This window comes from Virgisporangium aurantiacum, assembly GCF_016863635.1.
Taxonomy (GTDB): Bacteria; Actinomycetota; Actinomycetes; order Mycobacteriales; family Micromonosporaceae; genus Virgisporangium; species Virgisporangium aurantiacum.
In genome coordinates this window covers 96870-120551 of the sequence record NZ_BOPG01000072.1, presented here as the reverse complement: position 1 = coordinate 120551, position 23682 = coordinate 96870, and the positions used below count along the sequence as shown (strand labels likewise).

General features: G+C 70.8%; 24 protein-coding genes. 14 read left to right on the top strand and 10 right to left on the bottom strand.

Annotated elements, in window-relative coordinates; translation table 11 throughout:
- Positions 1-12 precede the first annotated feature (12 nt).
- From Vau01_RS47520 to Vau01_RS47500, 5 genes are all read right to left on the bottom strand, one after another.
- Complete coding sequence (locus Vau01_RS47520) at positions 13-573, bottom strand: Uma2 family endonuclease (RefSeq protein ID WP_204007332.1); 561 nt, start codon at positions 571-573, stop codon at positions 13-15.
- 121 nt (positions 574-694) lie between these two features.
- Positions 695-1756 (bottom strand): hemolysin family protein, encoded by a 1062-nt coding sequence (locus tag Vau01_RS47515; RefSeq protein WP_204007330.1) that lies wholly within the window; start codon positions 1754-1756, stop codon positions 695-697.
- Entirely contained in the window at positions 1753-3060 is a 1308-nt protein-coding gene (locus Vau01_RS47510) for a hemolysin family protein (RefSeq protein ID WP_204007328.1), read from the bottom strand. The genes Vau01_RS47515 and Vau01_RS47510 overlap by 4 nt, the downstream gene beginning before the upstream one ends.
- A 191-nt stretch (positions 3061-3251) precedes the next feature.
- Positions 3252-3956: a response regulator gene (locus Vau01_RS47505; RefSeq protein WP_204007326.1), complete on the bottom strand. Its 705-nt coding sequence runs from the start codon at positions 3954-3956 to the stop codon at positions 3252-3254.
- The gene (locus tag Vau01_RS47500; RefSeq protein ID WP_204007325.1) at positions 3953-5278 is read right to left on the bottom strand and encodes a sensor histidine kinase; all 1326 of its coding nucleotides are present in this window, start codon (positions 5276-5278) and stop codon (positions 3953-3955) included. Before Vau01_RS47500 ends, Vau01_RS47505 begins: the two co-directional genes overlap by 4 nt.
- 136 nt (positions 5279-5414) lie before the next feature.
- Here Vau01_RS47500 and Vau01_RS47495 point away from each other — a divergent pair, with 136 nt between their 5' ends.
- From Vau01_RS47495 to Vau01_RS47480, 4 genes are all read left to right on the top strand, one after another.
- A complete protein-coding gene (locus Vau01_RS47495) occupies positions 5415-7547 on the top strand; it encodes an MMPL family transporter (protein ID WP_204007322.1) in 2133 nt (710 codons plus the stop codon).
- A gap of 78 nt (positions 7548-7625) precedes the next feature.
- Complete coding sequence (locus Vau01_RS47490) at positions 7626-8144, top strand: TrmH family RNA methyltransferase (protein ID WP_239152473.1); 519 nt, start codon at positions 7626-7628, stop codon at positions 8142-8144.
- Between the two features lie 104 nt (positions 8145-8248).
- Positions 8249-9202, top strand: a complete 954-nt coding sequence (locus Vau01_RS47485) for an ATP-binding cassette domain-containing protein (RefSeq protein ID WP_239152482.1) — start codon at positions 8249-8251, stop codon at positions 9200-9202.
- 78 nt (positions 9203-9280) lie between these two features.
- The gene (locus Vau01_RS47480) at positions 9281-10114 is read left to right on the top strand and encodes an ABC transporter permease (protein WP_204007318.1); all 834 of its coding nucleotides are present in this window, start codon (positions 9281-9283) and stop codon (positions 10112-10114) included.
- Positions 10115-10154: 40 nt separating this feature from the next.
- Here Vau01_RS47480 and Vau01_RS47475 read toward each other — a convergent pair whose 3' ends face one another.
- Both Vau01_RS47475 and Vau01_RS47470 read right to left on the bottom strand, forming a co-directional pair.
- On the bottom strand, positions 10155-13319 hold the full coding sequence (locus tag Vau01_RS47475) for an ATP-binding protein (protein WP_204007316.1): 3165 nt from the start codon (positions 13317-13319) through the stop codon (positions 10155-10157).
- Between the two features lie 50 nt (positions 13320-13369).
- Positions 13370-14314, bottom strand: coding sequence for an SDR family NAD(P)-dependent oxidoreductase (locus tag Vau01_RS47470; protein WP_204007315.1), 945 nt, complete (start codon positions 14312-14314; stop codon positions 13370-13372).
- Positions 14315-14413: 99 nt separating this feature from the next.
- Between Vau01_RS47470 and Vau01_RS47465 the strand changes: the two genes are divergently transcribed.
- Genes Vau01_RS47465 through Vau01_RS47455 form a run of 3 tightly spaced genes read left to right on the top strand, consistent with a single transcriptional unit; the run spans position 14414 to position 16457 of the window.
- The gene (locus tag Vau01_RS47465) at positions 14414-14962 is read left to right on the top strand and encodes a TetR/AcrR family transcriptional regulator (RefSeq protein WP_204007313.1); all 549 of its coding nucleotides are present in this window, start codon (positions 14414-14416) and stop codon (positions 14960-14962) included.
- 56 nt (positions 14963-15018) lie between these two features.
- Positions 15019-15831: a dihydropteroate synthase gene (gene folP, locus Vau01_RS47460; RefSeq protein WP_204007376.1), complete on the top strand. Its 813-nt coding sequence runs from the start codon at positions 15019-15021 to the stop codon at positions 15829-15831.
- Entirely contained in the window at positions 15828-16457 is a 630-nt protein-coding gene (locus Vau01_RS47455) for a class III extradiol ring-cleavage dioxygenase family protein (RefSeq protein ID WP_204007311.1), read from the top strand. Before folP ends, Vau01_RS47455 begins: the two co-directional genes overlap by 4 nt.
- Here Vau01_RS47455 and Vau01_RS47450 read toward each other — a convergent pair.
- Positions 16441-16929: a MarR family winged helix-turn-helix transcriptional regulator gene (locus tag Vau01_RS47450; RefSeq protein WP_239152471.1), complete on the bottom strand. Its 489-nt coding sequence runs from the start codon at positions 16927-16929 to the stop codon at positions 16441-16443. The two genes, Vau01_RS47455 and Vau01_RS47450, sit on opposite strands and share 17 nt — an antisense overlap.
- A gap of 101 nt (positions 16930-17030) precedes the next feature.
- Between Vau01_RS47450 and Vau01_RS47445 the strand changes: the two genes are divergently transcribed.
- Positions 17031-17594 carry an NADPH-dependent FMN reductase gene (locus Vau01_RS47445; RefSeq protein WP_204007309.1) on the top strand — a complete coding sequence of 188 codons (564 nt, stop codon included), beginning with the start codon at positions 17031-17033 and terminating at the stop codon, positions 17592-17594.
- Between the two features lie 3 nt (positions 17595-17597).
- On the opposite strand, the gene Vau01_RS47440 is transcribed toward Vau01_RS47445, so the two are convergent.
- Positions 17598-18059 carry a MarR family winged helix-turn-helix transcriptional regulator gene (locus Vau01_RS47440; protein ID WP_204007307.1) on the bottom strand — a complete coding sequence of 154 codons (462 nt, stop codon included), beginning with the start codon at positions 18057-18059 and terminating at the stop codon, positions 17598-17600.
- Between the two features lie 43 nt (positions 18060-18102).
- Here Vau01_RS47440 and Vau01_RS47435 point away from each other — a divergent pair, with 43 nt between their 5' ends.
- From Vau01_RS47435 to Vau01_RS47410, 6 genes are all read left to right on the top strand, one after another.
- A complete protein-coding gene (locus Vau01_RS47435) occupies positions 18103-18477 on the top strand; it encodes a RidA family protein (protein ID WP_204007372.1) in 375 nt (124 codons plus the stop codon).
- A 213-nt stretch (positions 18478-18690) separates the two neighbouring features.
- Complete coding sequence (locus Vau01_RS47430) at positions 18691-19344, top strand: PepSY domain-containing protein (protein WP_204007306.1); 654 nt, start codon at positions 18691-18693, stop codon at positions 19342-19344.
- Positions 19345-19461: 117 nt separating this feature from the next.
- Positions 19462-20214: an SAM-dependent methyltransferase gene (locus Vau01_RS47425; RefSeq protein WP_204007304.1), complete on the top strand. Its 753-nt coding sequence runs from the start codon at positions 19462-19464 to the stop codon at positions 20212-20214.
- Between the two features lie 206 nt (positions 20215-20420).
- On the top strand, positions 20421-21332 hold the full coding sequence (locus Vau01_RS47420; protein ID WP_204007302.1) for an ABC transporter substrate-binding protein: 912 nt from the start codon (positions 20421-20423) through the stop codon (positions 21330-21332).
- A complete protein-coding gene (locus Vau01_RS47415; RefSeq protein ID WP_204007300.1) occupies positions 21329-22399 on the top strand; it encodes a FecCD family ABC transporter permease in 1071 nt (356 codons plus the stop codon). The genes Vau01_RS47420 and Vau01_RS47415 overlap by 4 nt, the downstream gene beginning before the upstream one ends.
- Entirely contained in the window at positions 22396-23166 is a 771-nt protein-coding gene (locus tag Vau01_RS47410) for an ABC transporter ATP-binding protein (protein ID WP_204007298.1), read from the top strand. The genes Vau01_RS47415 and Vau01_RS47410 overlap by 4 nt, the downstream gene beginning before the upstream one ends.
- Here the strand turns inward: Vau01_RS47410 and Vau01_RS47405 are convergent.
- A complete protein-coding gene (locus tag Vau01_RS47405; RefSeq protein ID WP_204007296.1) occupies positions 23161-23682 on the bottom strand; it encodes a DinB family protein in 522 nt (173 codons plus the stop codon). The genes Vau01_RS47410 and Vau01_RS47405 overlap by 6 nt on opposite strands.

Below are 23682 nucleotides of genomic sequence, written 5' to 3'. Positions count from 1 at the left end.
GCCGCCCCGCCGTCAGCAGAACGCGGCCGGGTCGAGTTCGATCGGGAACGGGGTATCGGTCTGCCATGTCTCGCCGGCCCGCACCACCACCGCGTCGCGGTACTGCGGACGGTCGGTGCGGAGCAGCATGACGGCAAGCTGCCGGCCCTTCGGGTCGACGATCCAGTACTGCGGGATGCCCAACCGGGCGTACCAGTACCGCTTGGTCACGTCGTCGGTGGAGGCGCTGTCGGGCGACAGTATCTCCACCGCGAGCAGCGTTACCGCCGGAAGGAGCGCCGGCCCGTCGAGGTCGAGTACAGAGTCGGGAACGACGACGAGGTCGGGAATGAAGTATGTCTGCTTCTTCGGGCCGTCGACGAGACCGGCGTTCTGGCCGACGGCCAGGTACTCGGGCGCGGCGCGGAGCAGCAGCCTGTGCAGGCGGGTCGCCGCTCGGAAGTGTGGTCGCGCCGGTGCCGGGCTCACCAGCAGTCTCCCCTCGATGAGCTCGTACCGGTTGCCGTCGTTGGGTAGGTCGAAGAGATCGTCGAGGGTCCACGATTCTGCACCGCGCGGAACGGAAGCCGTCATAACTGTCACGCCTCCCGTTTTAACCCACCCACTGCATCCGACCTCAGTGTAAGCGCCCGTTTTGACTCTCAGCCGAAAGTACAAGTTGGGCGTTGTGGGCAATCGCGATATTCGCTTGACCTCAACGGCTTTTCGCCACGGCCGCCGGCGCCGGGTCGGTCTCGTCGTCGAACTCGCCGATGATCTCCTCGAGAAGGTCCTCCAGCGCGACGATGCCGACCACGTCGTCGTCATCGACGCCGACGGCGACCGCGATCTGCACGCGATGCTCGCGCATCGCGCGGACGGCGCCGGCCACCGGCAGGTCGGCGGAGACCCGGAGCGGAGACGCCATCAGGTCGGCCGCGGTCGCGGCGCGACCGGACGTGGTCGCGCGCACGGCGTCCCGGATATGGACGATGCCAACGAGCGCCTTTTCCTCGACGACGGCGATGCGCGAGCGTCCCGCCTTATGACTGACCTTTTCCACCTCGCGGGCCGCGGCGCCCGCGCGGACCGTGACGATGTCGGCGGCCGGTGTCATCACCTGGCGGACGGTGGTTTTCTGCAGCCCGAGCATCGCCGTGAGCAGGTCGTGCTCGATGCGCCCGAGCGTGCCGTGTTCCCGCGAGGACTCGATGAGCATCCGCAACTCCTCGGGACCGTGCGCCTGGGCGAGTTCGTCCTGCGGCTCGACCTTCACCAGCCGCAGGCACGCGTTGGCCAGCCCGTTGAGCGCGACCAGGGCCGGGCGGGTGAGCCACGTGAACGACCGGAACGGGACGGCGAGCAGCAGCGCCGACGTCTCCGGATGGCTGATCGCCCATGACTTCGGTGCCATCTCACCGAGCACGACGTGCAGGAAACCCACCACGGTAACGGCGAGAATGAACGACACGACGTATGCGGCGCTTTCCGGCAGGCCGGTCGCTTCGAACGCGGGCTCGAGCAGGTGCGCGACGGTGGGTTTCGCGAGCGCGCCCAGGCCGAGTGTGCAGAGCGTGATTCCGAGTTGGGCGCCGGCGAGCATCATCGACAGCTCGCGGACCCCGGCCAGCGCCGAGCGCGCGGCCCGGCTTCCGCTGGCGGCGGCCCGTTCCAGCCGGTGTCGCTTCGACGCGACGAGCGCGAACTCGGCCGCCACGAAGAACGCGTTCAATACCAGGAGTACGAGGGATACGGTCAGGGACCAGCCGGTGCTCATTTCTGGATCCTCACCCGTTCCGGGACGTGTCTCCGGACGGTTTCCACCCGCAGGGTGACCTTCAACTGCTCGCCGGTTCCGTCTTCGGGCGGCAGGTCGACGGTGAGCTCGTCGCCCGGTTCCGCCGTGCGGCCGAGGCGTTGCAGCACCAGGCCGGACAGCGTCTCGTAAAGGTGGCTGTCGGGCAGGGCGATGCCGGTGGCATCGTCGACCTCGTCGAGCCGCCAGCGGGCGGGCACGAGCCACTGGTTGTCGTCGATCCGTTCGGCCGTCGGCTCGGCCGGGTCGTCCTCGTCGCGGATCTCGCCGACCAGTTCCTCGGCGATATCCTCCAGGCTGATCACACCGGCGAAACCGCCGAACTCGTCGATGACGCAGGCGAGTTGGCGGTGCTCCGCGCGGAGCGCCTCCAGCACCGCCGGCAGTGGCAAAGTCTCGGGGACGAGCACCGCGGGCTTCGCCAGTTGCTCCACGGTTTTTTCCTGGCGTTCTCCCGGTTCCAGTTCGACGACGTCGGCCACGGCGACGATGCCCAGCACGTCGTCGACCGCGTCACCGGTCACCGGAAACCGCGTGTGGCCGGTGTCGAGCAGCTCCACCACCTTGACCGCCGGCGCGGTCGCCCGGATCGTGACGACGTCGACGCGCGGCACCATCACCTCGCCGGCGGTGCGGGTCCGGAAGTCGAGCCCGTGGTCGAGCAGCCGCGACGTGTCGGGGTCGAGCAGGCCCTCGGCGTGCGAGGTGGCGATGATGCGGTCGAGGTCCTCCCGGGTCGCACCCTGCGGCAGCTCTTCGACCGGCTCGATGCCGACCCGCCGCAGCAGGCGATTCGACGTGGCGTCGAACAACCGGATCAGCGGACCCGCCACCGCGAGGTAGACGAGCGTCGACCGCGACAGCGACCGCGCGAGCGCCTCGGGCCGGGCGATCGCGAGGTTCTTCGGTGCGAGCTCACCGAGCACCATCTGGACGATCGTGGCGAACAACAACGCCGCCAGTACCGACAACGCTTCGTTCGCACCCGTGAGACCCAACAGATCGGCGAGCCCCTGCCCCAGATACGGCTCCGCGACATAGCCGACGACCAGTGCTGTGACCGTAATGCCGAGCTGTGCCCCGGACAGCATGAAAGACAACCGCGATGTGACGGAGAGGGCGCGTTCCGAGGCCTTGTCGCCCTTCTCTGCCGCCGCCCGCAGGCGCCCCCGATCGACAGCAACGTACGCAAACTCCTGCGCGACGAAGTATCCGGTGGCGGCCGTCAGAACGACAATCAGGACGAGGCCGACGAGAATCAACATGTGCGTATGTATGGCCGCTGCGTCAGCGGCCCGGTACTACAACCTTCGGACACCAAGGCACACTAACACGTACGCCCGTACGGTCGATGACACAAACACCCCTGACCTGCACGTTCGTCTCCTGTGAGTTTGCTGTGACTTGCGAGGCGACGAACATATGAGTGACCGCGCACAGTCGGGTCTCGCGCGGCCTAGATCCGCGGATGAGCCTCGCGCGCCGCGACCGGAGGATGGGCCTCGCCCGCCCGCACCAGCCCGGATTCATAGACGAAGATGACCGCCTGAACCCGGTCTCGCAAATTGAGCTTCGACAGGATCCGCTTCACGTGCGTCTTGATCGTGGACTCCTCCACCTGCAGCGAGGCCGCGATCTCCGCGTTGGTGAGCCCCCGCGCGATCAGCAGGAGCACGTCGCGCTCGCGCGGCGTCAACAGCCGCAGCCGGCGACTCACCGCCGGATCCGGTTCCGGCTCCCGCGCCAACCGGTCGATCACCGTGGTGGTAACCGTCGGCGACAGCAGCGACTCCCCGCCCGCGATCGTGTGGATGGCCGCGATCAGCTCCTCCGGCTGGGTGCGCTTGAGCATGAACCCGGAGGCGCCCGCCCGAAGCGCTCCGAGCACGTAGTCGTCGTCGGAGAACGTGGTGAGCATCAGCACCCGCGCCTCGGGTGCCACCCGCACGATCTCCCGGGTGGCCGCGATGCCGTCCATGTCGGGCATCCGGACGTCCATGAGCACCACCCGCGGCCCCAACCGCCGCGTGGCGGCGATCGCCTCCCGCCCATCGGCCGCCTCCCCGACCACCAACAACCGGTCATCGGTCGACAGGACGGCCCGCAACCCGGCCCGCATGAGCCCGTCGTCGTCGACGAGCAGCACCGGTAGCGGTGTCATCGGGTTGCCCGGGCTGTTGCGTCGTACGGCAGCTGCACTCGGACCTGGAACGTTCCCGCCTCGGTTGCGGTCGCGAATGTGCCGCCGAGGAGGGTTGCGCGTTCCCGCATACCGATGAGCCCGTGGCCGCCGTTCGGCCGGTCGCCGAGTGGGGTGTCGTTCGCGCCGCCGCCGGTGCCGCCGGTCCCGGTATCGCCGTTCGCTCCGCTGAGGTTGCCGGTGTTGCCGCCGCCGGCGCTCGCTCCGTTGCCGTTGCTGCCGTTGCTGCCGTTCGTGCCTTCGCTTCTTCTGCCAGCGTTCGCGCCGTTGGCTGCCGTTCGATTGGACACCGCGATCTCCATCGCATGCGTCCCGTATTCGACCTCGACCGCCGCACTGCCGTTACCGTGGCGCGTCGCGTTGGTGAGCGCCTCCTGCAGGATCCGGTACGCGGCCCACGCGACGCTCCGCGGCAACGACCGCTGCTCGCCGCCGAACGTGGTGGCCAGTTGGAGCCCGGAACGCCGGTGATGCTCAAGGAGTTCCCGGAGCGCAGCCGGATCGGCCGGGACCGGCTCGACGTCTTCGGTCCGCAGCGCGTGCACCATCCTGTCGATGTCGACGATCGTGGCGCGGGCAACCTCCTCCACCGTCCCGATGGCCCGCAGCGACGCCTCGGGGTCACGCGTGTGCAGCAGGCGCGCCGCGCCGGCCTGCACCAGGATGACGTTGATGGCGTGCCCGGCCGAATCGTGCAGTTCACGGGCGATACGGGTGCGTTCCTCGGCGGCGGCCAGCCGGTTCTCGCGCTCCGCCTCGCGCTCACTCCGCCGGACGCGTTCCTCGGCCGCGTCGAGTGCGGCCTGGCGCAGCCTGGTGCGTTCGGCCGCGAACCACATCCCGGTCATGGCCAGCTCCCACGTACTCAGTTCGGTGAACACCGCCCAGATGTCGACGCCTCTCAAACTGAGCGTGACCATGACCAGCGGCACGTACGCGACCACGGCAACGGCCGACACGGTGCGGCGCAACGTTCCGGCCCCGCCCCACGCGAGCACGAGAACGTACGCCGCGTAGAGGGGACCGAGCGGAATGTCGAGCGGGTACCTCATGTGCAACAGGACGATGCTCGCCACCGACACGACCGTGAACACCGCTGCCGGCCAGCGCCGCGCCACGACGAGCGGCACACCGGTGAGCATGGCGAGCAGGAGGCCCGCCTCGTCGAGCACGTGGTAGCCCTGGTCGGCCGTGCCGAGCCCGCCCTCGGAAAGAATCGCGAGCGTGACGACGGTCGCGACGGCTGCCGCCATCGCGTCGAGTACCGGGCCACGCCATTTCATGCGGTCCAGGGTAGGCGCCGGGACCGCCGCGCCGGATCGCCCCGTGGAGGCATCTGCCGTCCCCCCACGGGGGTACGACAGGACCCCTCCGTGGGGCGATTGTCGCCGAGCGGTTCCGATTTCTAGCGTCGCCGCCATGACCGCAACACTCGAGGGACGGGCCACTGCACGGCCCAGCGTGTTCGAGCGAATGGCCGGGTGGGCCTACCGGCGGCGCTGGATCGCGCTGGTGCTGTGGGTGGTCGCGCTGGCCGGCGTCACGGTCGGATCGCAGGTGCTGGGCGACGACTACCGCAACGACTTCTCCCTGCCGGGCACCGATTCCCAGCGTGCGCTGGAGGTGCTGCAACGGGAGTCACCCGCGCAGGCCGGCGCCACCGTGCAGATCGTCATGCAGAGCGGGGGCGGCCTCGATCAGAGCGGCACGCGGTCCAAGGTCGAGGGGATGCTCGTGGCGGTGCGCGGGTTGCCGCACGTCGCGGCGGTCGCGGGTCCGTTCGTCGCGGTGTCGGCCGACGGCACGATCGGTTATGCCACCGTGACGCTCGACGGTTCGGCCGAGCAGGTACCGGCGCCCGCGGTGCGTGATCTGATCAGTACCGCCCAGGCGGCGGAGGGCGACGGGCTGCGCGTCGAACTGAGCGGTGATGCGGTACGCAACGCCGAGGAGAGCGAGGGTGGCGCCGCCGAAGGGATCGGCCTCATGGCCGCTCTCGTCATCCTGGTGCTGCTGTTCGGGTCGCTGCTCGCCGCGAGCCTGCCCATCGTGATCGCCGTGTTCGCGGTCGGTACCGCGCTCGGGCTCACCGTGCTGGCGTCGCACGTCGCCACGGTGGCCGACTTCACCGCTCCGCTGATGATCCTCGTCGGCCTCGGCGTCGGCATCGACTATGCGTTACTGGTGTTCTCCCGCTTCCGGTCCGAGCTGATCGAGGGGATGCCACGGGACCGGGCCGTTTCCCGGGCGCTCGACACGGCGGGCCGCACGGTCTTCTTCGCCGGGTGCACGGTGATCGTGGCGCTGCTCGGGCTGGTGCTGCTCGGCCTCGGCTCGCTGCAGGGCGTAGCGGTGGCGATGGCGCTCACCGTGCTGATGACGATGTTCGCCGCGCTCACCCTGTTGCCGGCTCTCCTCGCGCTGTTCGGCGCGCGGATCGAGAGGTCGGTGCGGCGTCGGGCGGAGAAGCGGCAGGCGCGCGGTCGGCGTCCCGACGGTGACGGATGGCGACGGCTGGCCAACGCCGTCGAGCGCCGGCGGTGGCTCGCGGTGATCGTCCCGGCACTGGCCATCTTGGCGCTCGCCGCGCCCGCGCTGAACCTCCAACTGGGCTTCGCCGACGCCGGAAACGACGCGCCCGGGTCCACCAGTCGGCAGGCGTACGACCTGCTCGCCGAGGGCTTCGGCCCGGGATACAACGGACCGCTTGTGGTCGTGGTCGAGGGTGGCGACGCGGCCGCGGCGCGTGCGGCACAGGAGGCGCTCGGTCGAGCAGACGGAGTCGCGGCGGTCGTCCCGCAGGTCGGCGACGGTGTGAGCATGCTGATCGTGCTGCCCGAGTCGAAGCCGCAGGACGGGGCGACGGGCGAACTGGTGAACCGCCTGCGTACCGACGTGCTCCCACCGGTCGAGGCGCAGACCGGTGCCACGCTCCTCGTGGGCGGCAGCACCGCCGCCGTCGTCGACTACTCCGACGCGGTGGCGAGCCGGCTGCCCCTGTTCGTGCTGGTGATCGTCGGCGTCTCGATGCTGCTGCTCCTGGTGGTGTTCCGGTCGGTGCTCATTCCGATCAAGGCCGCCGTGCTGAACCTGCTCAGCGTCGCGGCCGCGATGGGTGTGATCACGCTGGTGTTCCAGGAGGGCATGTTCGGGGTGCCACCAGGACCGATCGAGGCATACGTACCCGTGATGATCTTCGCGATCGTGTTCGGGCTGTCGATGGACTATGAGGTGTTCCTGCTCGCCCGGATGCACGAGGAGTGGATGCGGCGCGGCGACGCGTCGGCGGCCGTCCGGGAAGGGCTGGCAACCACGGGCAAGGTGGTGACGGCGGCCGCCGCGATCATGATCGTGGTGTTCGGGGCGTTCCTGTTCAGCCCCGACCGCATGCTGCAGCAGTTCGGGCTCGGGCTGGCCGTGGCGGTCCTGGTCGACGCGCTGGTAATCCGGTGCCTGATCCTGCCCGGCGTGATGTACATCCTCGGCCGGCAAGCGTGGTACCTGCCCAAGATCGCCCGCAAGCTCCCGCATGTAGCGCTGGAGCACAACTGACCACCACGGAGGAAGGAGCACGACGTACCCTGTGATGATGCATAGCAACGACGGAAAGGGGCTCCGCCCCGTCACCGCATGACCGCCGGGACGTGGGTCCGGACCCGGGCCGAGTTGAAGACGCAGCGACGGCGACGTCCGCACCGCTGCTGGAACCATCTGATGGCCGCACCGCTGTGGCCCAAATACGACGCGAACCTCGGCACGCTCCTGCGTACCTGTGACGCGGTCGGTGCGTGCCTCGCCGTTCCCCGCCGGCCGTGGGTCACTGAGGCACTGGCCCGCGGCAACACGTTGCGGCACCGGTCGTGCGTGCACTGGCTGAACCGGCCGGTCGACTGGCTCACCGCGCAGCGGGCGGGTGGTTCGGCGGTGGTCGGTGTCGAACTGGCCGACGACGCCGTCCGCCTCGGCGACCTGCCGGCCGCCCGCAAGAGGACCGTGATGGTGCTCGGCAACGAGTCCGAGGGCATCCCGCCGGAAGCGCTTCCCCTGCTCGACTCGGTCGTGGAGATCCCGATGGTGGGAACCGGCCACTCGCTGAACGTGGCGGTGGCCGGGTCCCTCGTGCTCTACAAACTCGCCGGCCTGCTCTGACCCGCCAAACCCGACCGGGCGCGCTGAGGGCGCTGGCATCGCTGTGACAGCGGCATGTGCGCGGCATGCCAGCCCCTCTTGCCAGTCTCGGTGGCATGAGTTCGCTGGAATTCGCCTTCACGGCTGAAGGCCTCGTCAAGCGGTACGGGTCGACCACCGCTCTGGCCGGGATCGACCTGGCCGCCCGGCCGGGCATGGTGCTCGGCGTGCTGGGTCCCAACGGTGCCGGCAAGACCACGGCGGTGCGCATCCTGGCGACGCTGCTGCGGCCGGACGCCGGCACGGCGACGGTCGCCGGGTACGACGTGCTGAAGGATCCGGGCAAGGTGCGCCGGGTGATCGGGTTGACGGGGCAGTACGCCTCGGTCGACGAGGATCTGACCGGCACCCAGAACCTGGTGCTGATCGGTGAGCTGCTCGACATGTCGCGGCGGGACGCCCGCGCGCGCTCAGTGGAGCTGCTGGCCTGGTTCGACCTGACCGAGGCGGCCAACCGGCCGGCCAAGACGTACTCGGGCGGCATGCGTCGGCGGCTCGACCTGGCGGCCAGCCTCGTCGGGCGGCCCGACGTCATCTACCTGGACGAGCCGACCACCGGGCTCGACCCGGCCAAGCGTGAGGACATGTGGGGCGTGGTGCGGTCCCTCGTCGCCGAGGGGTCGACGGTTCTGCTCACCACGCAGTACCTGGAGGAGGCCGACGCGCTGGCCGACGAGATCTCGGTGATCGACCACGGGAAGGTTATCGCGCACGGCACTCCGGCACAGCTCAAGAGCCTTGCCGGGGCGCAGACGGTGGTCGTGCGGCCGACCGATCCGGCCAGGTTGGGCGACACGATGGACATCCTGCGGGCCGTGTCCGGGGCGGAGCCCGAGTCGCCGATGCGCGGGGTGCTGACGGTGCCGGTCGAGGGGGACATGGCGTTCACCGCCGTGGTCCGGCGGCTGGACGAGGCGGGCATCGGCGTCGTCGAGTTGGCGCTCCGGCTGCCCAGCCTCGACGAGGTCTTCTTCACCCTGACCGGTCACAAGCAGACAGAGCTGGAGATGGCGGCATGAGCGCAATCCACAAGCAGACAGAACTGGAGATGGCGGCATGAGCACTATCCACAAGCAGACAGAGCTGGAGATGGCGGCATGAGCACTATCACGTCCCACCGACCCCAACCGACCACAAAGCCCGAGGCCCGGGCGGATCCTCCGGCGCGGAGCCCGTTCCGGTCGGCCAAGCACAGCCTGGCGCTCGCCCGGCGCAGCCTGATCAAGACCCTCCGTACGCCGGAGCAGCTGCTCGACGTCACGCTCCAGCCGGTGATGTTCGTCGTGATCTTCGTGTACCTGCTGGGTGGGGCGGTCTCCGGATCGCAACACGCGTACCTGCAGTTCCTGCTGCCGGCGATCATGGTGCAGACGGTGATGTTCGCGAGCATCTCCACCGGCGTCAGCCTGAACACGGACATCAAGAAGGGCGTGTTCGACCGGTTCCGGAGCCTGCCGATCGCCCGGTCGGCGCCGCTGATCGGCTCCGTGCTCGGCGACATGATCCGGTTCGTGGTGTCGATCGTGGTGCTGATCGGGTTCGGCTATGCGATCGGCTTCCGGATCGGCACCAACCCATTGTCGACGATCGCGGCCGCGTTGCTGACGATGCTGTTCGCGTTCGCGGTCACCTGGGTCTTCGTGCTGGTCGGCATGCTGATGCGGGAGCCGGGTGCCGTTCAGGGCACCGCGTTCCTGGTGCTGTTCCCGCTGACGTTCGGCACGAACATGATGGTGCCGACCGACACGCTGCCGGGCTGGCTGCAGGCCTGGGTCAAGATCAACCCGGTCGCCGACGTGATGGAGGCCGCCCGTGGCCTCATGCTCGGTGGGCCGGTGGCCACGCCGGTCCTGCAGACGTTGATGTGGTCGGCCGGGATCGTCGCGGTGTTCGCGCCGCTCGCGGTGTGGGCCTACCGGCGCCGCGCATAACCCATGAACGCCGAGGGGCGTAAAGGCGGAAAGAAGAGAATCAGGACGCCGGGTCGAGGTGCTTCAGGGCCTCGACCCGGCTGGACGCGCGTCCCCTCGAATATGCGGCCTCGAACGCCGCGTCGCCGACGGACGTGCGCAGCTTCGTGACCAGGCGCTCAGCGTCCTGGTTGGAGCGGTCCGGGTGGCCGCGGATCTTGTCCGCCGCGCCCAGCACCTCGGCCGCCCGCTCCGGCGAGCCGGCCGCGGCCCAGTAGGTGGCCGTCGCGACGCCGACCGCGGCGACCACCGGCATGTCGCGACCGTCCAGGGCATACCCGGCCGCCTCGACGAGGTGCTCGTGGGCTTCGGCGGGGGAGTCGCATTCGAGCGCCAGGTAGGCGTGAGCGGCCTTGAGCAGCGCCCGGAACTGCGGCGGCGACATCGTGGCGGCCTCGTTCCGGTCCCAGGCGGCGGTGTAGTACGACCGGGCCTCGTCGAGGTCACCGGCTTGCCGGGACAGGTCGCCGAGCATCAACAGGGCCCACGCGCCCGAGCGGGAGTCGCGCTCGTGATCGACCTCGTCGACCAGCCGGGTCAGCTCGGCCCGCGCGCCCGCGACGTCGCCGCGCCGGGCCCGCAACGCCGCCAGCCAGATCTGTTGATACCAGGCGTCGGCCTCCGCGTTGACCTGGCGGGCCAGCGCCAGCGACTCGCTCAGCGACGCGGCGGCGGCGTCGTAGTCACCGCGCTTGGTGTGGGCGTCGGCGAGCTGGGCCAGGCACATCGACAGGCCCCAGCGCTCGCCCGTCTCCCGGAACAGTTCGCGGGCGATGCTCTGGTCGTGCAGCATGCCCTCGGCGTCGCCGTCGTTCTCCTCGATCTGGCCGCGCAGCATGTGCAGCATCGCGCGCATCCAGTTGTCGGGATCCGTGGCGAGCCCGCGTTCGACGGCGGCCAGGCCCGTTGCGGTGTCGTCGGTGAACAGCGTGACCATCGGCTCGATCAGCAGCACGAACGGGTACTCGGTCGGGTCGGTGCGGCGGACCTCCTCGATCAGCCGGTCGACCGCGCCCGGCTCGGGCATGCCCGAGCCCGAGAACACCCGGCTGATCATGGTCATCGCCCGCACCACGGCGCGGGCACCGGCCGGTGCCGGGCCGGGCAACGCCAGCACGCGGTCCAGCAACGACGCCGACTGCTGGAAGTCGTCGCGGATCGAGAGCGGGAACATCAGCAGCGCACCCATCCGCATGGCGCTGTCGGAGTCGCCCGCGTCGCACGCGAAGTGCATCGCCCCGTAGATGTTCTCCCGCTCGACGTCGAGCAGATCCAGCCACGGCAACTGCCGCGCCGTGCGCAGGTGCGGTTCGGCCTCCTGCAGCAGGCTCAGGAAGTACGCCGTGTGTGCGCGCTGGGCGTCGGCGACCGCGCCGGCCTCGGCGAGCTTCTCCAGGCCGTACTCCCGGATCGTCTCCAGCATCCGGAACCGGCCGTCGCTCACCACCTGCAGCAGCGACTTGTCCACCAGGGCGTCGAGCACCTCGGTCGCGTCGGTCAAGCCGGTGACGCCGGCCGCGCTCTCCGGGGTGACCGTGGACGGGAACACCGCCAGCCGCTCCGCGAGGCGCCGCTCGTCCTCGGTCAGCAGATCCCAGCTCCACGCCACCACCGCCCGCAGCGTGCGGTGCCGGGGCAGCGCCGTGCGGCTGCCGCCGGTCAACAGCCGGAACCGGTCGTCGAGCCGGTCGGCGACCTGCGCCGGTGACAGCGCACGCAGGCGCGCCGCCGCCAACTCGATCGCGAGCGGCAGCCCGTCCAACCGCCGACAGATCTCGACAACGGCGCGCACGTTGTCGTCCGTCACGGAAAAGCCCGGCCGGACCGCGGCCGCGCGGTCCGCGAGAAGCTGGACCGCCGCGAACGTCAGCGCCTCGGAAGGCGCGGCGTCCGCGGTCGGCAACCGCAACGGGGGGACGGGTGTGAGCACCTCGCCCACGATCGCCAATGGCTCCCGGGACGTCGCGAGCACGCGCAGCCGCGGGCAGGCGGCCAGCAGGTCGTCGGCGAGTCGGGCGGCCGCCTCGATCACGTGCTCGCAGTTGTCGAGCACGAGCAGCGTGTCGGTCGGCGCGAGCAACTCGACCAGCCGTGCCATCGTGTCGCGCGGCAGGCCCGGCTTGTGGGCGTCGGGCCGGGGATCGGAGCGGCCGACCGCGTCGAGCACGGCGCGCGACACCTCGCCCGGATCGGTGACCGGTGCCAGCTCGACCAGCCACACGCCGCCGGCGAGCGTCGACGACGCGGCCGCGAACTGACCGGCCGCCACCGACGCCAGCCGGGTCTTGCCGGCACCACCCGGGCCGACGAGCGTGACCAGCCGGTTCTCGCCGAGCTGCTTGATGACCTGTTCGATCTCCTCGTCGCGCCCGACGAACGTGGTGAGCGCCGCCCGGAGGTTCCCGCGGGACGAAGCCGGCTTCGGCGGCTTCGGCTCGCCCCGGAGCACGGCCAGGTGGGCGTCGCGCAGCTCCGACGACGGGTCGGCACCCAGCTCGTCGGCCAGCCGCCCGCGGACCTCCTCGTACGCCGTCAGCGCGGCGGCGGGCCGGCCGGCCGCGGCCAGCGCCCTGATCCGCAGCGCCGCCAACCGCTCCCGCAACGGGTGCGCGGCGGAAAGCTCCTCCAACTCGGCGACCAGCCGGCTCTCCGCCGCCGCGCCGCACCGGAGTTCGGCGTCGATCCGGTCTTCGATGGCGGCCAGCCGCAACTCGTCGAGCCGGGCGGCGACGGCCGGATGCGCGTCGGCCAGGTCGGCGAGCGCCGGACCGCGCCAGAGGTCGAGCCCCGCTCGCAGGTGCTTGCCGGCGGCGGTCGGGTCGCCGTCGGCCAGCGCGCGCCGGCCGCTGGCGGCGAGCAGTTCGAAGAGGTGGGCGTCGATCGCGTCGAGCGGAAGGTCGAGCCGGTAGCCGCCGGGGCCGGAGCTGATCGGGACACCGGGCACCGCCCGGCGCAGCCGGGAGACCAGGGACTGGACGGCGTTGGCCGGGTCGGACGGCTGGGCGTCGCCGTTCCACAGCGTGTCCGTGAGGGCGGAGATGGCGAGCTGGCGGCCGGGGTCGAGGGCGAGCCGGGCCAGCAGCGCCCGTAGCCGGGCACCACTGACCTCCACGTCTGCCCCGTCGTCACCGGTTACCCGCAACGGCCCGAGGATCCCGATCCGCACGGATCAACTGTCCCACGCCGGCGCCCGGCAAGGCGCATCCGGTGCGGGCGTCAGCGCTGCAGCGTCTCCTCGCTGACCGCCCAGAGGCGCGACGCCGACTCCGGGTCGAGCGCGTAGGCGGCGACCCCGGTCCGCTCGCCCGGCTTGTTGAGACCGGCCTCGTCGACGTCCTCGAAATAGCGACCGCCGACGCCCTCCAGCAGCGGCGACGTCGCCACGAACACCGAGGTCGCGGCGCCCTGCTCCGGGCTCTTCCAGGCGAACGAGGTGACGCCGGCCGCCCGCCGGAGCGCGTCGAGGTCGGCCTCGGCGATGTGGCGCTGCAGGTTGGTGCGGATGCCGCCGGGGTGCAAAGCGTTCGCGGTGACGCCGTCGCCCTGCCAGCGCCGGGTCAGCTCGACGGCGAACAGGACGTTCGCGGTCTTGCTCTGGCCGTAAGCGCTCCACGGCTCATAGGAGCGCCGCTCGAAGTGGATGTCGTCGAAGACCACCGGCGACCGCAGGTGCGCGGCCGAACTGACCGACACCACCCGGGAGCCCCGGCCGGTGTCCGACGCGCCGGCGGCCAGCGCCGCGTGCAGGCCGGTGGCCAGCGCGAAGTGCCCGAGGTGGTTGGTGGCGAACTGCAGTTCCCACCCAGCCGGCGTGCGCGAGAACGGCGCCGCCATCACCCCGGCGTTGTTCACCAGCAGGTGCAGCGGTCCGTCCCAGGCGGCGACGAACGCGGCCACCGACGCCGGGTCGGCGAGCTCGAGAAAACCCACCGAGACCTGCTTGTTCCCGGTGGTCGCGATGATGTCGTCGGCGGTTTTCCCGCCCGCCGAAAGGTTGCGGACGGCGAGCGTGACCTCGGCTCCGGCGCCGGCGAGCGCGCGGGCGGTCTCGACGCCGATGCCGGACGCGCCACCGGTGACGACGGCCCGCCGTCCGGTGAGGTCGATGCCGTCGACCACCTCGACAGCGGTCGAGGTCGCGGTGAACGGAGTGACGATCATGGGATCCTCCAAAGGACCGTCGAAGCGGAGTATCCTCCGTTTCGTAGCTGAGACCGACGCTAACCGGAGGATCCTCCGGTTTCAAGTGAGAGGAGTCACGTGCGCGCCGACGCCCAGCGCAACCGCGACCGCATCCTCGAGGTCGCCGTGGAGGCCTTCACCCGGGACGGCGACGCGGCGACGCTCGACGCGATCGCGAAGGACGCGGGCGTCGGGATCGGGACGCTGTACCGGCACTTCCCCACGCGCGAGGCGCTGGTCGACGCCGCGTACCAGAACGAACTCGGCCGGCTCTGCGACGCCGCCGACGACCTCCTCGCGGACCTGCCGCCCGACGAGGCGATCCGCGCCTGGATGGACCGGTTCGTCGACTACATGACCACCAAGCGCGGCATGGGTGCGGCGCTCCGGGCGCTGATCGCGGCCGGCGGCGACCCGTTCGCCCGCAGTTGGGAACGGATGCTCGCCGCCACCACCACGCTGCTGCGCGCGGCCGTCGAAAGCCGGAAGGTGCGCGACGATGTCGATCCCGACGACGTGCTCCGGGCGGTCGGCGCCGTGGCGCTGGCCACCGTCACCCCCGACCAGGCCGGCCGGCTGCTCGACCTGATCATGGACGGCCTGCGCTACCAGCCGGCCGCACCGTGAAGCCGTCGGTCCTCCGTCTCGGCCCGCGGGAGTTCACGGTCACGGATCGGGTGGTGATGGCGATCGTCAACCGCACCCCCGACTCCTTCTACGATCGCGGCGCCACGTTCGCCGAAGAGAAGGCCATGCAACGGGTGCACGAGGTGGTCGCCGAGGGTGCCGACATCGTCGACATCGGTGGCGTGCCCGCCGGTCCCGGCGCCGACGTCGACGCGGCCGAGGAGATCGACAGGACCGCATCGTTCGTCGCCGCCGTGCGGGCCGCGTACCCACGCGTCGTGATCAGCGTCGACACCTACCGGCACGAGGTGGCCCGCGCGGTGTGCGCCGCCGGCGCCGACCTCATCAACGACCCCTGGGGCGGCGTCGACGACAAGCTCGCCGGCGTCGCCGCCGAGTTCGACGTGGGAATCGTGTGCGCGCACGCCGGCCCGATGGCCCCGCGCACCCGCCCGTTCCGCGTCGCCTACGACGACGTGGTCGCCGAGGTCCTGAAACACACGGTGGAACTCGCCGAAAAAGCCGAAAGCACCGGCGTGGACCCGCACAGAATCATCATCGATCCGGCCCACGACTTCGGAAAGAACACGTGGCACTCGCTGGAGGTGACCCGTCGCCTCGGCGAACTGGTCGCGACCGGCTGGCCGGTGCTGGTCTCCTTGTCCAACAAGGATTTCGTCGGCGAAACCCTCGACGCGCCGGTCGACGACCGGGTGACGGGCACGCTCGCCACCACGTCGGTGTGCGCGTGGCTGGGCGCGCGCGTCTACCGCGTCCACCAGACCCGGCAGACGCGGCAGGTGCTCGACATGGTGGCGTCGATCGCGGGTGACCGTCCGCCGCGGCGCACCACGCGGGGGTTGGCGTGATCGCGGCGGCCGCGCTGTGCCCCGCGGCGCCGCTGATGGCCGCGGAACTCACCGGCGACGACCCGGAGGCCGCCGCGGTGCGCGCGGCCGCGGCGGAAGCGGCGGCGCGGCTCGTGGCGTCGGGGGTCGAGGTGGTCGCGATCGTCGCGGCGGGCGGGGTGACGCGCGAATGGCCGGCAACGGGACGCGCGGACCTCGCGCCCTACGGCGGACCGAGGCTCGTCGGCGCGCCCGCGGTGCCGCTCGGCGTGGGCCTGGGCGGCCGGCTGCTCGACGAGGCCGGCTTCCGCGGTGACCGTCGAGTGTGGACGGTCGCGGCCGGTATTCCGGAATTGCGCGCCGATGCCCTGCTGGTGCTGGCCGACGGCTCCGCCCACCGCAACCTGAAGACCTCGACGGATCTGGCGCTACGGGCCGAGAAGTTCGACGCGTCGGTGGAAAAGTCCATAGTGGACGGTGAACTCTCCACAATGGACACCCTCGATCCCACCGACCTGATGGTCACCGGGTTCCCGGCCCTGCGGGTGCTCGCCGCGGCCCTCCCGAAGGCGGATGCCGACCTGCTGTACTGCGCGGCACCGTTCGGCGTCGGCTACTTCGTGGCCACGTTCACTCGACGCACTTGAACGAGTCGACGTTGGCGAGCAGCCGGTTGCCGATCTCGCGCAACTGCTTGAGTTGTACGCGCGTGAGCTGGCCCAGCACCAGTTGCCGCACCACGTCGAGCTGAACCGGAGCGACCGAGACCACCTTCTCGTAGCCGGCGTCGGTGAGGATCGCGTTGGTGTAGCGGCCGTCTTCGGGCGCCGGCTCGCGCCGCAGCCAGCCGCGTCGTTCGAGCCGCTTGATGAGGTGCGACATCCGCGACAGCGAACCGCGCACCAGCGTGGCCAGGTCGCTGATCCGCAGGGTGCGGTCGGGCGCCTCGGACAGGTACGACAACACGTGGTACTCGAACTGGTTGAGGTCGGCCCGCTTCTGCATCTGCGCGTCGAGTTCGCTCGGCAGCACGGTGAGCACGGCGGCGAGCCGCCGCCAGGCGTCGATCTCCAGGTCGTCGAGCCAGGCGGGTTCGCAGCAGTCGCCCTCGCCCGTCACGCCATGAGTTTAGCCGTCCTGTGACACATCTCCGATCACTTGACCGCTCAAGTCATCGGCGCTAGCTTCGAGTTGAATATTCACGTGACTAGGAGACGTCGATGACGCGGATCGCGGTAATTCTGGGAAGCACCCGGCCCGGGCGGCGGGGCGAGCAGGTGGCCGAGTGGGTGCACCAGCTGGCCCAGAAACGGGGCGGTGCCGACTTCGACCTGATCGATCTGGCCGACCACCCGCTGCCGCACCTCGACGAGGCGCAGCCGCCGATGTTCGCCCAGTACGCCAACCAGCACACCAAGGAGTGGTCGGCGCTGATCGCGCAGTACGACGGGTACGTGTTCGTGACGCCGGAGTACAACCACTCCACGTCCGGCGCGCTGAAGAACGCCGTCGACTACCTGTTCCAGGAGTGGAACAACAAGGCCGCCGGGATCGTGAGCTATGGCAGCCGCGCCGGTGGCGCCCGGGCCGCCGAGCACCTCCGGCTCATCCTCGGCGAGCTGATGGTCGCCGACGTGCGGGCCCAGGTGACGATCCCGATCCAGCAGTACTTCGAGAACTGGACCGACTTCCGCGCCGACCAGCAGTTGGAGGACGACCTGGGCGCGCTGCTCGACCAGGTGATCGCGTGGAGCACGGCGCTCCAGCCGCTGCGTGCGGCCTGAGCGTCAGGGCGATTCGATGCAGCGCTGACGCGCGGAGCAGCCCACCGCGTCCCAGAACATGGTCGCGGTGGGCGGCACGGCCGACCGGAGGTGGCACACCGTCTCCGCCGGCAGCCCGTCGAGGTGGGCCAGCAGCGCCTCGGTGACGGCCCGGTAGAACGTGTCGGCCATGTCGCGGCCCTCCGTGGTGAGCGCGACGCGCAGGGCCCGGCGGTCGCACGGGTCGGGGGTGCGGTGCACCAGGCCGCGCCGCTCGGCCCGGTCGACCAGGCCGGTGAGCGTCGACTTCTCCACGTGCAGGCGGTCGCTCAGCTCGGCCATGCCGACCGGGCGTTCGAGCAGCGACGACAGCAGCACCGACTGTTGCGGCGTGAGATCGTGCTCGCGGCTGAGGTCCTGAAGGACATACTGGACGGCGAGCGACAGCCGGATCAGCGCACCGGCGAACTCCACGTCCTCGTCCATGGCCCAAGTATGAACTCCCCGGTCAGCTATGGTCGCCGTCGTGATGATCGAACCCGTCGACCCACCGTCACTGCCCGAGAGTTCGGCCCGCTACACCCACGGCACCCTGGTCACCGGGGCGGAGCGCCTGGTGTTCGTCAGCGGGCAGCCGCCCTGGGGTGGCGACCTTCCGGAAGACTTCGATTCGCAGTGCCGGATCGCGTGGGGCAACGTGCTCGCCGTGCTCGGCGAGGCCGGCCTGGGCGTCGAGAACCTCGTGAAGGTCACCGTGTTCCTGGGCAGCCGCGAACACCGCGCCGCCAACAGCCGCATCCGCGCCGAAATCCTGGGCGACCACCGCCCCGCCCTCACCGTGATCATCTGCGACATCTACGCCGAGGAATGGCTCCTCGAAATCGAGGCGATCGCCGCCGCCTGATCTCTCGCCCCGCCCCCGTCCCCAAAGCAGTTGATCTTGCAGTTGTGGTGCCGGCTTGGCCCGGTTTTGTGGCACTTTGATAGGCACCACAACTGCAAGATCGACTCGGGTGGGTGCGGGCGCTTAACCGGGGCTTAGGGTTCGCACAGCGTGGTGATAGGGCGGTTCCGGCGACGCTCTCTCCTGACAGCAACGTTCAGGAGGTTTCACGACATGAAGCGCAAGGCACTCGCGGTGGCCGGGGTCGCCGCCCTCGCCACGTTGACCATCGGCGGGGCGGCCCTCGCCGCGGCCGGATCCGACGACTCCGGCCGGCCCGGAACGGTCGCGGCGACCGGATCACCGTCGCCGGACGACTCGCCGTCGCCCGACGACACGGCCTCGCCCACCGATACGGCCTCGCCGACGTCCCCGGATGACAGCCCGACCACGACGGCGCCGGCACCGCTCGGCGGCGAGGTGGTGCCGAGCGACCTCGCGGCCGCCGCGGCGCTCGCCCACGTGGGCGGCGGCACGGTGACGCGGGTCGAGTCGGAGTTCGAGCACGGGCGGGCCGTGTGGAAGGTCCGGATCGTGAAGAACGGCGTGCGGTACGACGTACACGTCGACAAGGTGACCGGCGCGATCACGCGATTCGAGAACAAGGGCGCGGAGAGCGGCTCCGGCAACAGCGGCAGCGGCAATAGCGGCAGCGGCAATAGCGGCAGCGGCAATAGCGGCAGCGGCAACAGCGGCAGCGGCAATAGCGGCTCCGGCAGCGACGACAACAGTGGCAGCGGCAAGGGCGGTAGCGGCAGCGGGCGCGGTGGGCACGACGACCCGCCCGGTGACGACCACGGCGGCGGTGGGCACGGTAGCGACGACTGACTATCCTGATGCCGTTCAACGGCGGTGGCCGCTCCAGGTGCTGGGAGCGGCCACCGCTCTGTCAAAGGGCCATTCAGCCGATATCGCCGGTGCCGGGTATCGCTACGCTCTCCGGTTGTGACCGAGCCATCGCCGAAAGTCGCACACTCGGCCCGGCTGCTGAATCACCTGCTGGGCGGCACCGACAACCACCCCGTCGACCGCGCCGCCGCCGAACAGATGCTCCGCCACCTGCCCGGGCTCGTCACCTGGGCGCGCAGCAACCGCCGGTTCCTGGGCCGCGCCGTGCGTTACCTCACCGGAACCGCCGGGGTCACGCAGTTTCTCGACATCGGCGCCGGCCTGCCCACCGCCGACAACACCCACCAGGTGGCACCCGACGCCACGGTGCTGTACGCCGACAACGATCCGCAGGTCGTCGCGCTCGCCCGGAAACTCCTCACCGGCACCGCGACCTACATCGAGGCCGACCTGCGCGACCCGGACCACATCCTCCGCGCGGCCGCCGCGACGCTCGATCTCTCCGCACCGGTCGCGGTGATGCTGATCGGGGTGGTGGACTTCATCGTCGACGATCGTGCGGCCGCCGCCGCGGTCCGCGACCTCATGGCCGGGCTGCCGTCGGGCAGCTACCTGGTGCTGACCCACCCGACGCTGGAGGTGGCGCCGGAGGCGGTGGTGCGGGCGATGGAGTGGTGGAACGCGAGCGGGTCCGCGCCGATCTGCGCCCGCGCACCGAGCGAGGTCGCCGGCTTCTTCCGCGGCCTCGACCTGCTCGACCCGGGTGTGGTCACCGTGACGCGCTGGCGCCCGGACGGAAACGACACCACTTCGGTGCCCGAGTACGCCGGGGTAGCCCGCAAGGCCTGAGTTACGGTCTTACCAGGTCGTCCGCAGCGAAGCCGGTCAAGACTCCGGCGCTGTCCCGCAACTGTGAAGCCCCCGCGCGATGGGGGACGAGCCAGGTCGCCTGCGGCGGTCGCGAACCAGCGCTCTCGAGGAAGGGCGTCTCGCGGACGCGCCCAAGCCCCGGGCCTGTCGGCGAAGCACCTCTCCTCGGCCGACAGGAGGTCCCGATGAGAATTCGTATGGGGGCGGCATTCGCCGTCGCCTTCACCCTGGCACTCACGGGTTGCGCTTCCACCGACGACGACGGCAACAAGCCCGCGCCCGCCGAGACCTACTCGGCCGGCGGGGTGACGCTCGACAAGCGTCCCGAGAAGATCGTGTCGTTGTCGCCGTCGGGCACCGAGATGCTGTTCGCGATCGGCGCCGGCAAGCAGGTCACGGCCGTCGACGACCAGTCGACGTACCCGCCCGACGCGCCGAAGAGCAACCTGTCGGGCTTCCAGCCGAACGCCGAGGCGATCGCGGCGAAGCAGCCCGACCTCGTGGTCATCTCCAACGACATCAACAAGATCAAAGACCAGTTGACCGCGTTGAAGATCCCGGTCTACCTGGGCACGGCCGCGGTCACCCTCGACGACACGTACAAGCAGATCGAAGACCTCGGCGCGCTCACCGGTCACCGGGACGAGGCCGCCGACCTGGTGATCCGCACGAAGAACGAGATCACCAAGCTCGTCGCCGACGCGCCGAAGCGGGCCGACAAGCCCACGTACTACTACGAGCTCGACCCGACGTTCTACACCGTCACCAGCAAGACGTACGTCGGCTCGCTGTTCGCGATGTTCGGCCTCGCCAACGTCGCCGACGCGGCCGACGCCGACGGTTCGAAGGGCGGCTACCCGCAGATGGCGGCGGAGGCGTTGATCGCCGCGAATCCCGACTTCGTCTTCCTGGCCGACACCAAGTGCTGCCAGCAGTCACTCGAGACGGTCAAGGGCCGGCCGGGCTGGGCGAACATCTCCGCCGTCACCGGCAACCGGGTGATCCCGCTCGACGACGACATCGCGTCGCGCTGGGGACCGCGCGTCGTCGACCTGGTGCGGGTGATCGCCGGCGCGGTGCCGCGAGCCCCCGCGTGACCAAGACCGCGGAGGCCGTCACCGCGCAACGGGCCGGCATCCCGCTGGCGGCGGCGCTGGGTGGGATCGCGGCCGTCGTGGTGGCGGTGATCGTGGGAGTGGCGTTCGGTGCCGCGTCGCTGCCGCCCGGTTCGGTGGCGATCGAACTGCTGAACCTGCTGCCGGGCGTGCACTGGAACAGCGGGCTCAGCGAGCGCGAGGTCGCGATCATCCTCGAACTGCGGCTGCCGCGGGTGGTGCTCGCGCTGCTGGTCGGCGGGATGCTGGGCCTCGCCGGCGGGGCGTACCAGGGCGTGTTCCGCAACCCGCTGGCCGATCCGCACCTGCTCGGGGTCGCGGCCGGTGCGGGTCTCGCGGTCACCGCGCTGATCGCGCTGCGCGACACCGGTACCGGCACCAGCGGATTGCCGGCCGGCACGCCGTTGGCCGCGTTCGTCGGCGCGGTCGGCGCCGTCGCGCTCACCTACCTGCTCGGCGGCGTCGGCGGGCGCGACCGGTCGCCCGCGACGCTGATCCTCGCCGGCGTGGCGGTGTCGGCGTTCCTCGCCGCCGCGCAGACGTACCTGTTGCAACGCAACATCGACAACGTGCGCGAGGTGTACACCTGGCTGCTCGGCCGGTTGGCCACCGCCGGCTGGCACGACGTCCTCGTTCTGCTGCCCTACGCGGCGCTCAGCGCCGTGGCGATCCTGCTGCACCGGCGGGAGCTCGACGTGCTCGCGGTCGGCGACGAGGAGGCGGCCGGCCTCGGCCTGCACCCGCAGCGGTCGCGGTACATCCTGCTCGGCGCGGCGTCGCTGGGCACGGCCGCGGCGGTGTCGGTGTCGGGGCTGATCGGCTTCGTCGGCGTGATCGTGCCGCACACGGTGCGCCTGCTCGCCGGGTACAGCTACCGGGCGATCCTGCCGCTGTCGATGCTGTACGGCGCGGCGTTCCTCGTGGTCGCCGACCTGCTCGGCCGCACGGTCGGCAGCCCGGCCGAGATTCCGATCGGGGTGATCACGGCGTTCTTCGGCGCGCCGTTCTTCGCGGTCGTGCTGCGTACGACGAGCCGGATGTCCGTATGAGTGCCCTGGCGATCGAAGGCTTGTCGGTGACGCTCGGCGGCGCCGAGATCCTCAGCGGCGTCGACCTCACGGTCGCCGCCGGTGAGTGGGTCACGGTGATCGGTCCGAACGGCGCCGGCAAATCGACCCTGTTGCGCGCCGTCGGCGGCCGCCTGGCCCATCGGGGGTCGATCTCCATCAACGGGACGCACGTGAGCGCGCTGTCGCGGCGCGCCCGCGCCCGCGCGGTGGCCGCCGTGGCGCAGACGCCGGTGGTTCCGCCCGGCATGACGGTGATCGACTACGTGCTGCTGGGCCGCACCCCGTACATCTCCCCGCTGGGCCGCGAGTCGGCCCGGGACCTCGCCGTCGTCGACGGCGTGCTCGCCCGGCTCGACCTCGTCGCGTTCGCCGGGCGGCTCCTGCCGACGCTGTCCGGCGGGGAACGGCAGCGGGTGTTCCTGGCCCGGGCGCTCGCGCAGGAGGCACCCCTGCTGCTGCTCGACGAGCCGACCAGCGCGCTGGACATCGGTCACCAGCAGGACGTCCTCGATCTGGTCGACGACCTGCGGCGGGACCGGAACCTCGCGGTGCTCGCCACGATGCACGACCTGTCGGTGGCCGGCGAGTACGCCGACCGGATGGTGCTCATGGCCGGTGGGCGGGTCGTTGCCGCCGGCCCACCGGCCGAGGTGCTCACCGAGGAGTTGCTGACCACCCAGTACCGGGCGCGCGTGAAGGTGCTGCAGGGCGCGCACGGCCCCATCGTGGTGCCCGTCAGATCATGACGACTGCACGTCGTGCAGGTGGTGGATCGGGTCGTGCACGAAGTAGCGGGCGAACGTCTCCACCGTGAAGTGGGCGCCGTCGCCGCGGGTGCCGGTGCGCTGCCACGCGTCGTCGGGTACGGCCTCGAACGCCTCGGCCAGCGTCTCGCCCGCGGCGATCAGTTCGGCGATCACGGTTCCCGGAACCTGCTCGCCGTACCGGTCGGCGATGGCGGTCTCGTCCTGGTCCCAGTTCGGATACTCCGGGTCGTCCTCGGTGAGCATGAGGTTGAGGCGGTACGTGTAGATGCGGAACACGTCGCGCACGTGGCAGGCGTACTCCAGGGGCGACCACGAGTCGGGGCGCCGCCGCTCGCGCACCGCCGGGTCGTGCAGCACGGCCGGCCACTCCGCCACGTTGACGCGGAGCAGGGCGGGCACGTCCCGCCCGGTGATCGTCCGGCTGTCGAACCCGCACTCGGGGCACGGCCGGTTGAGCACCCAGGTCCAGTCCTTGGTGTCGGGGGAAATGGTCAC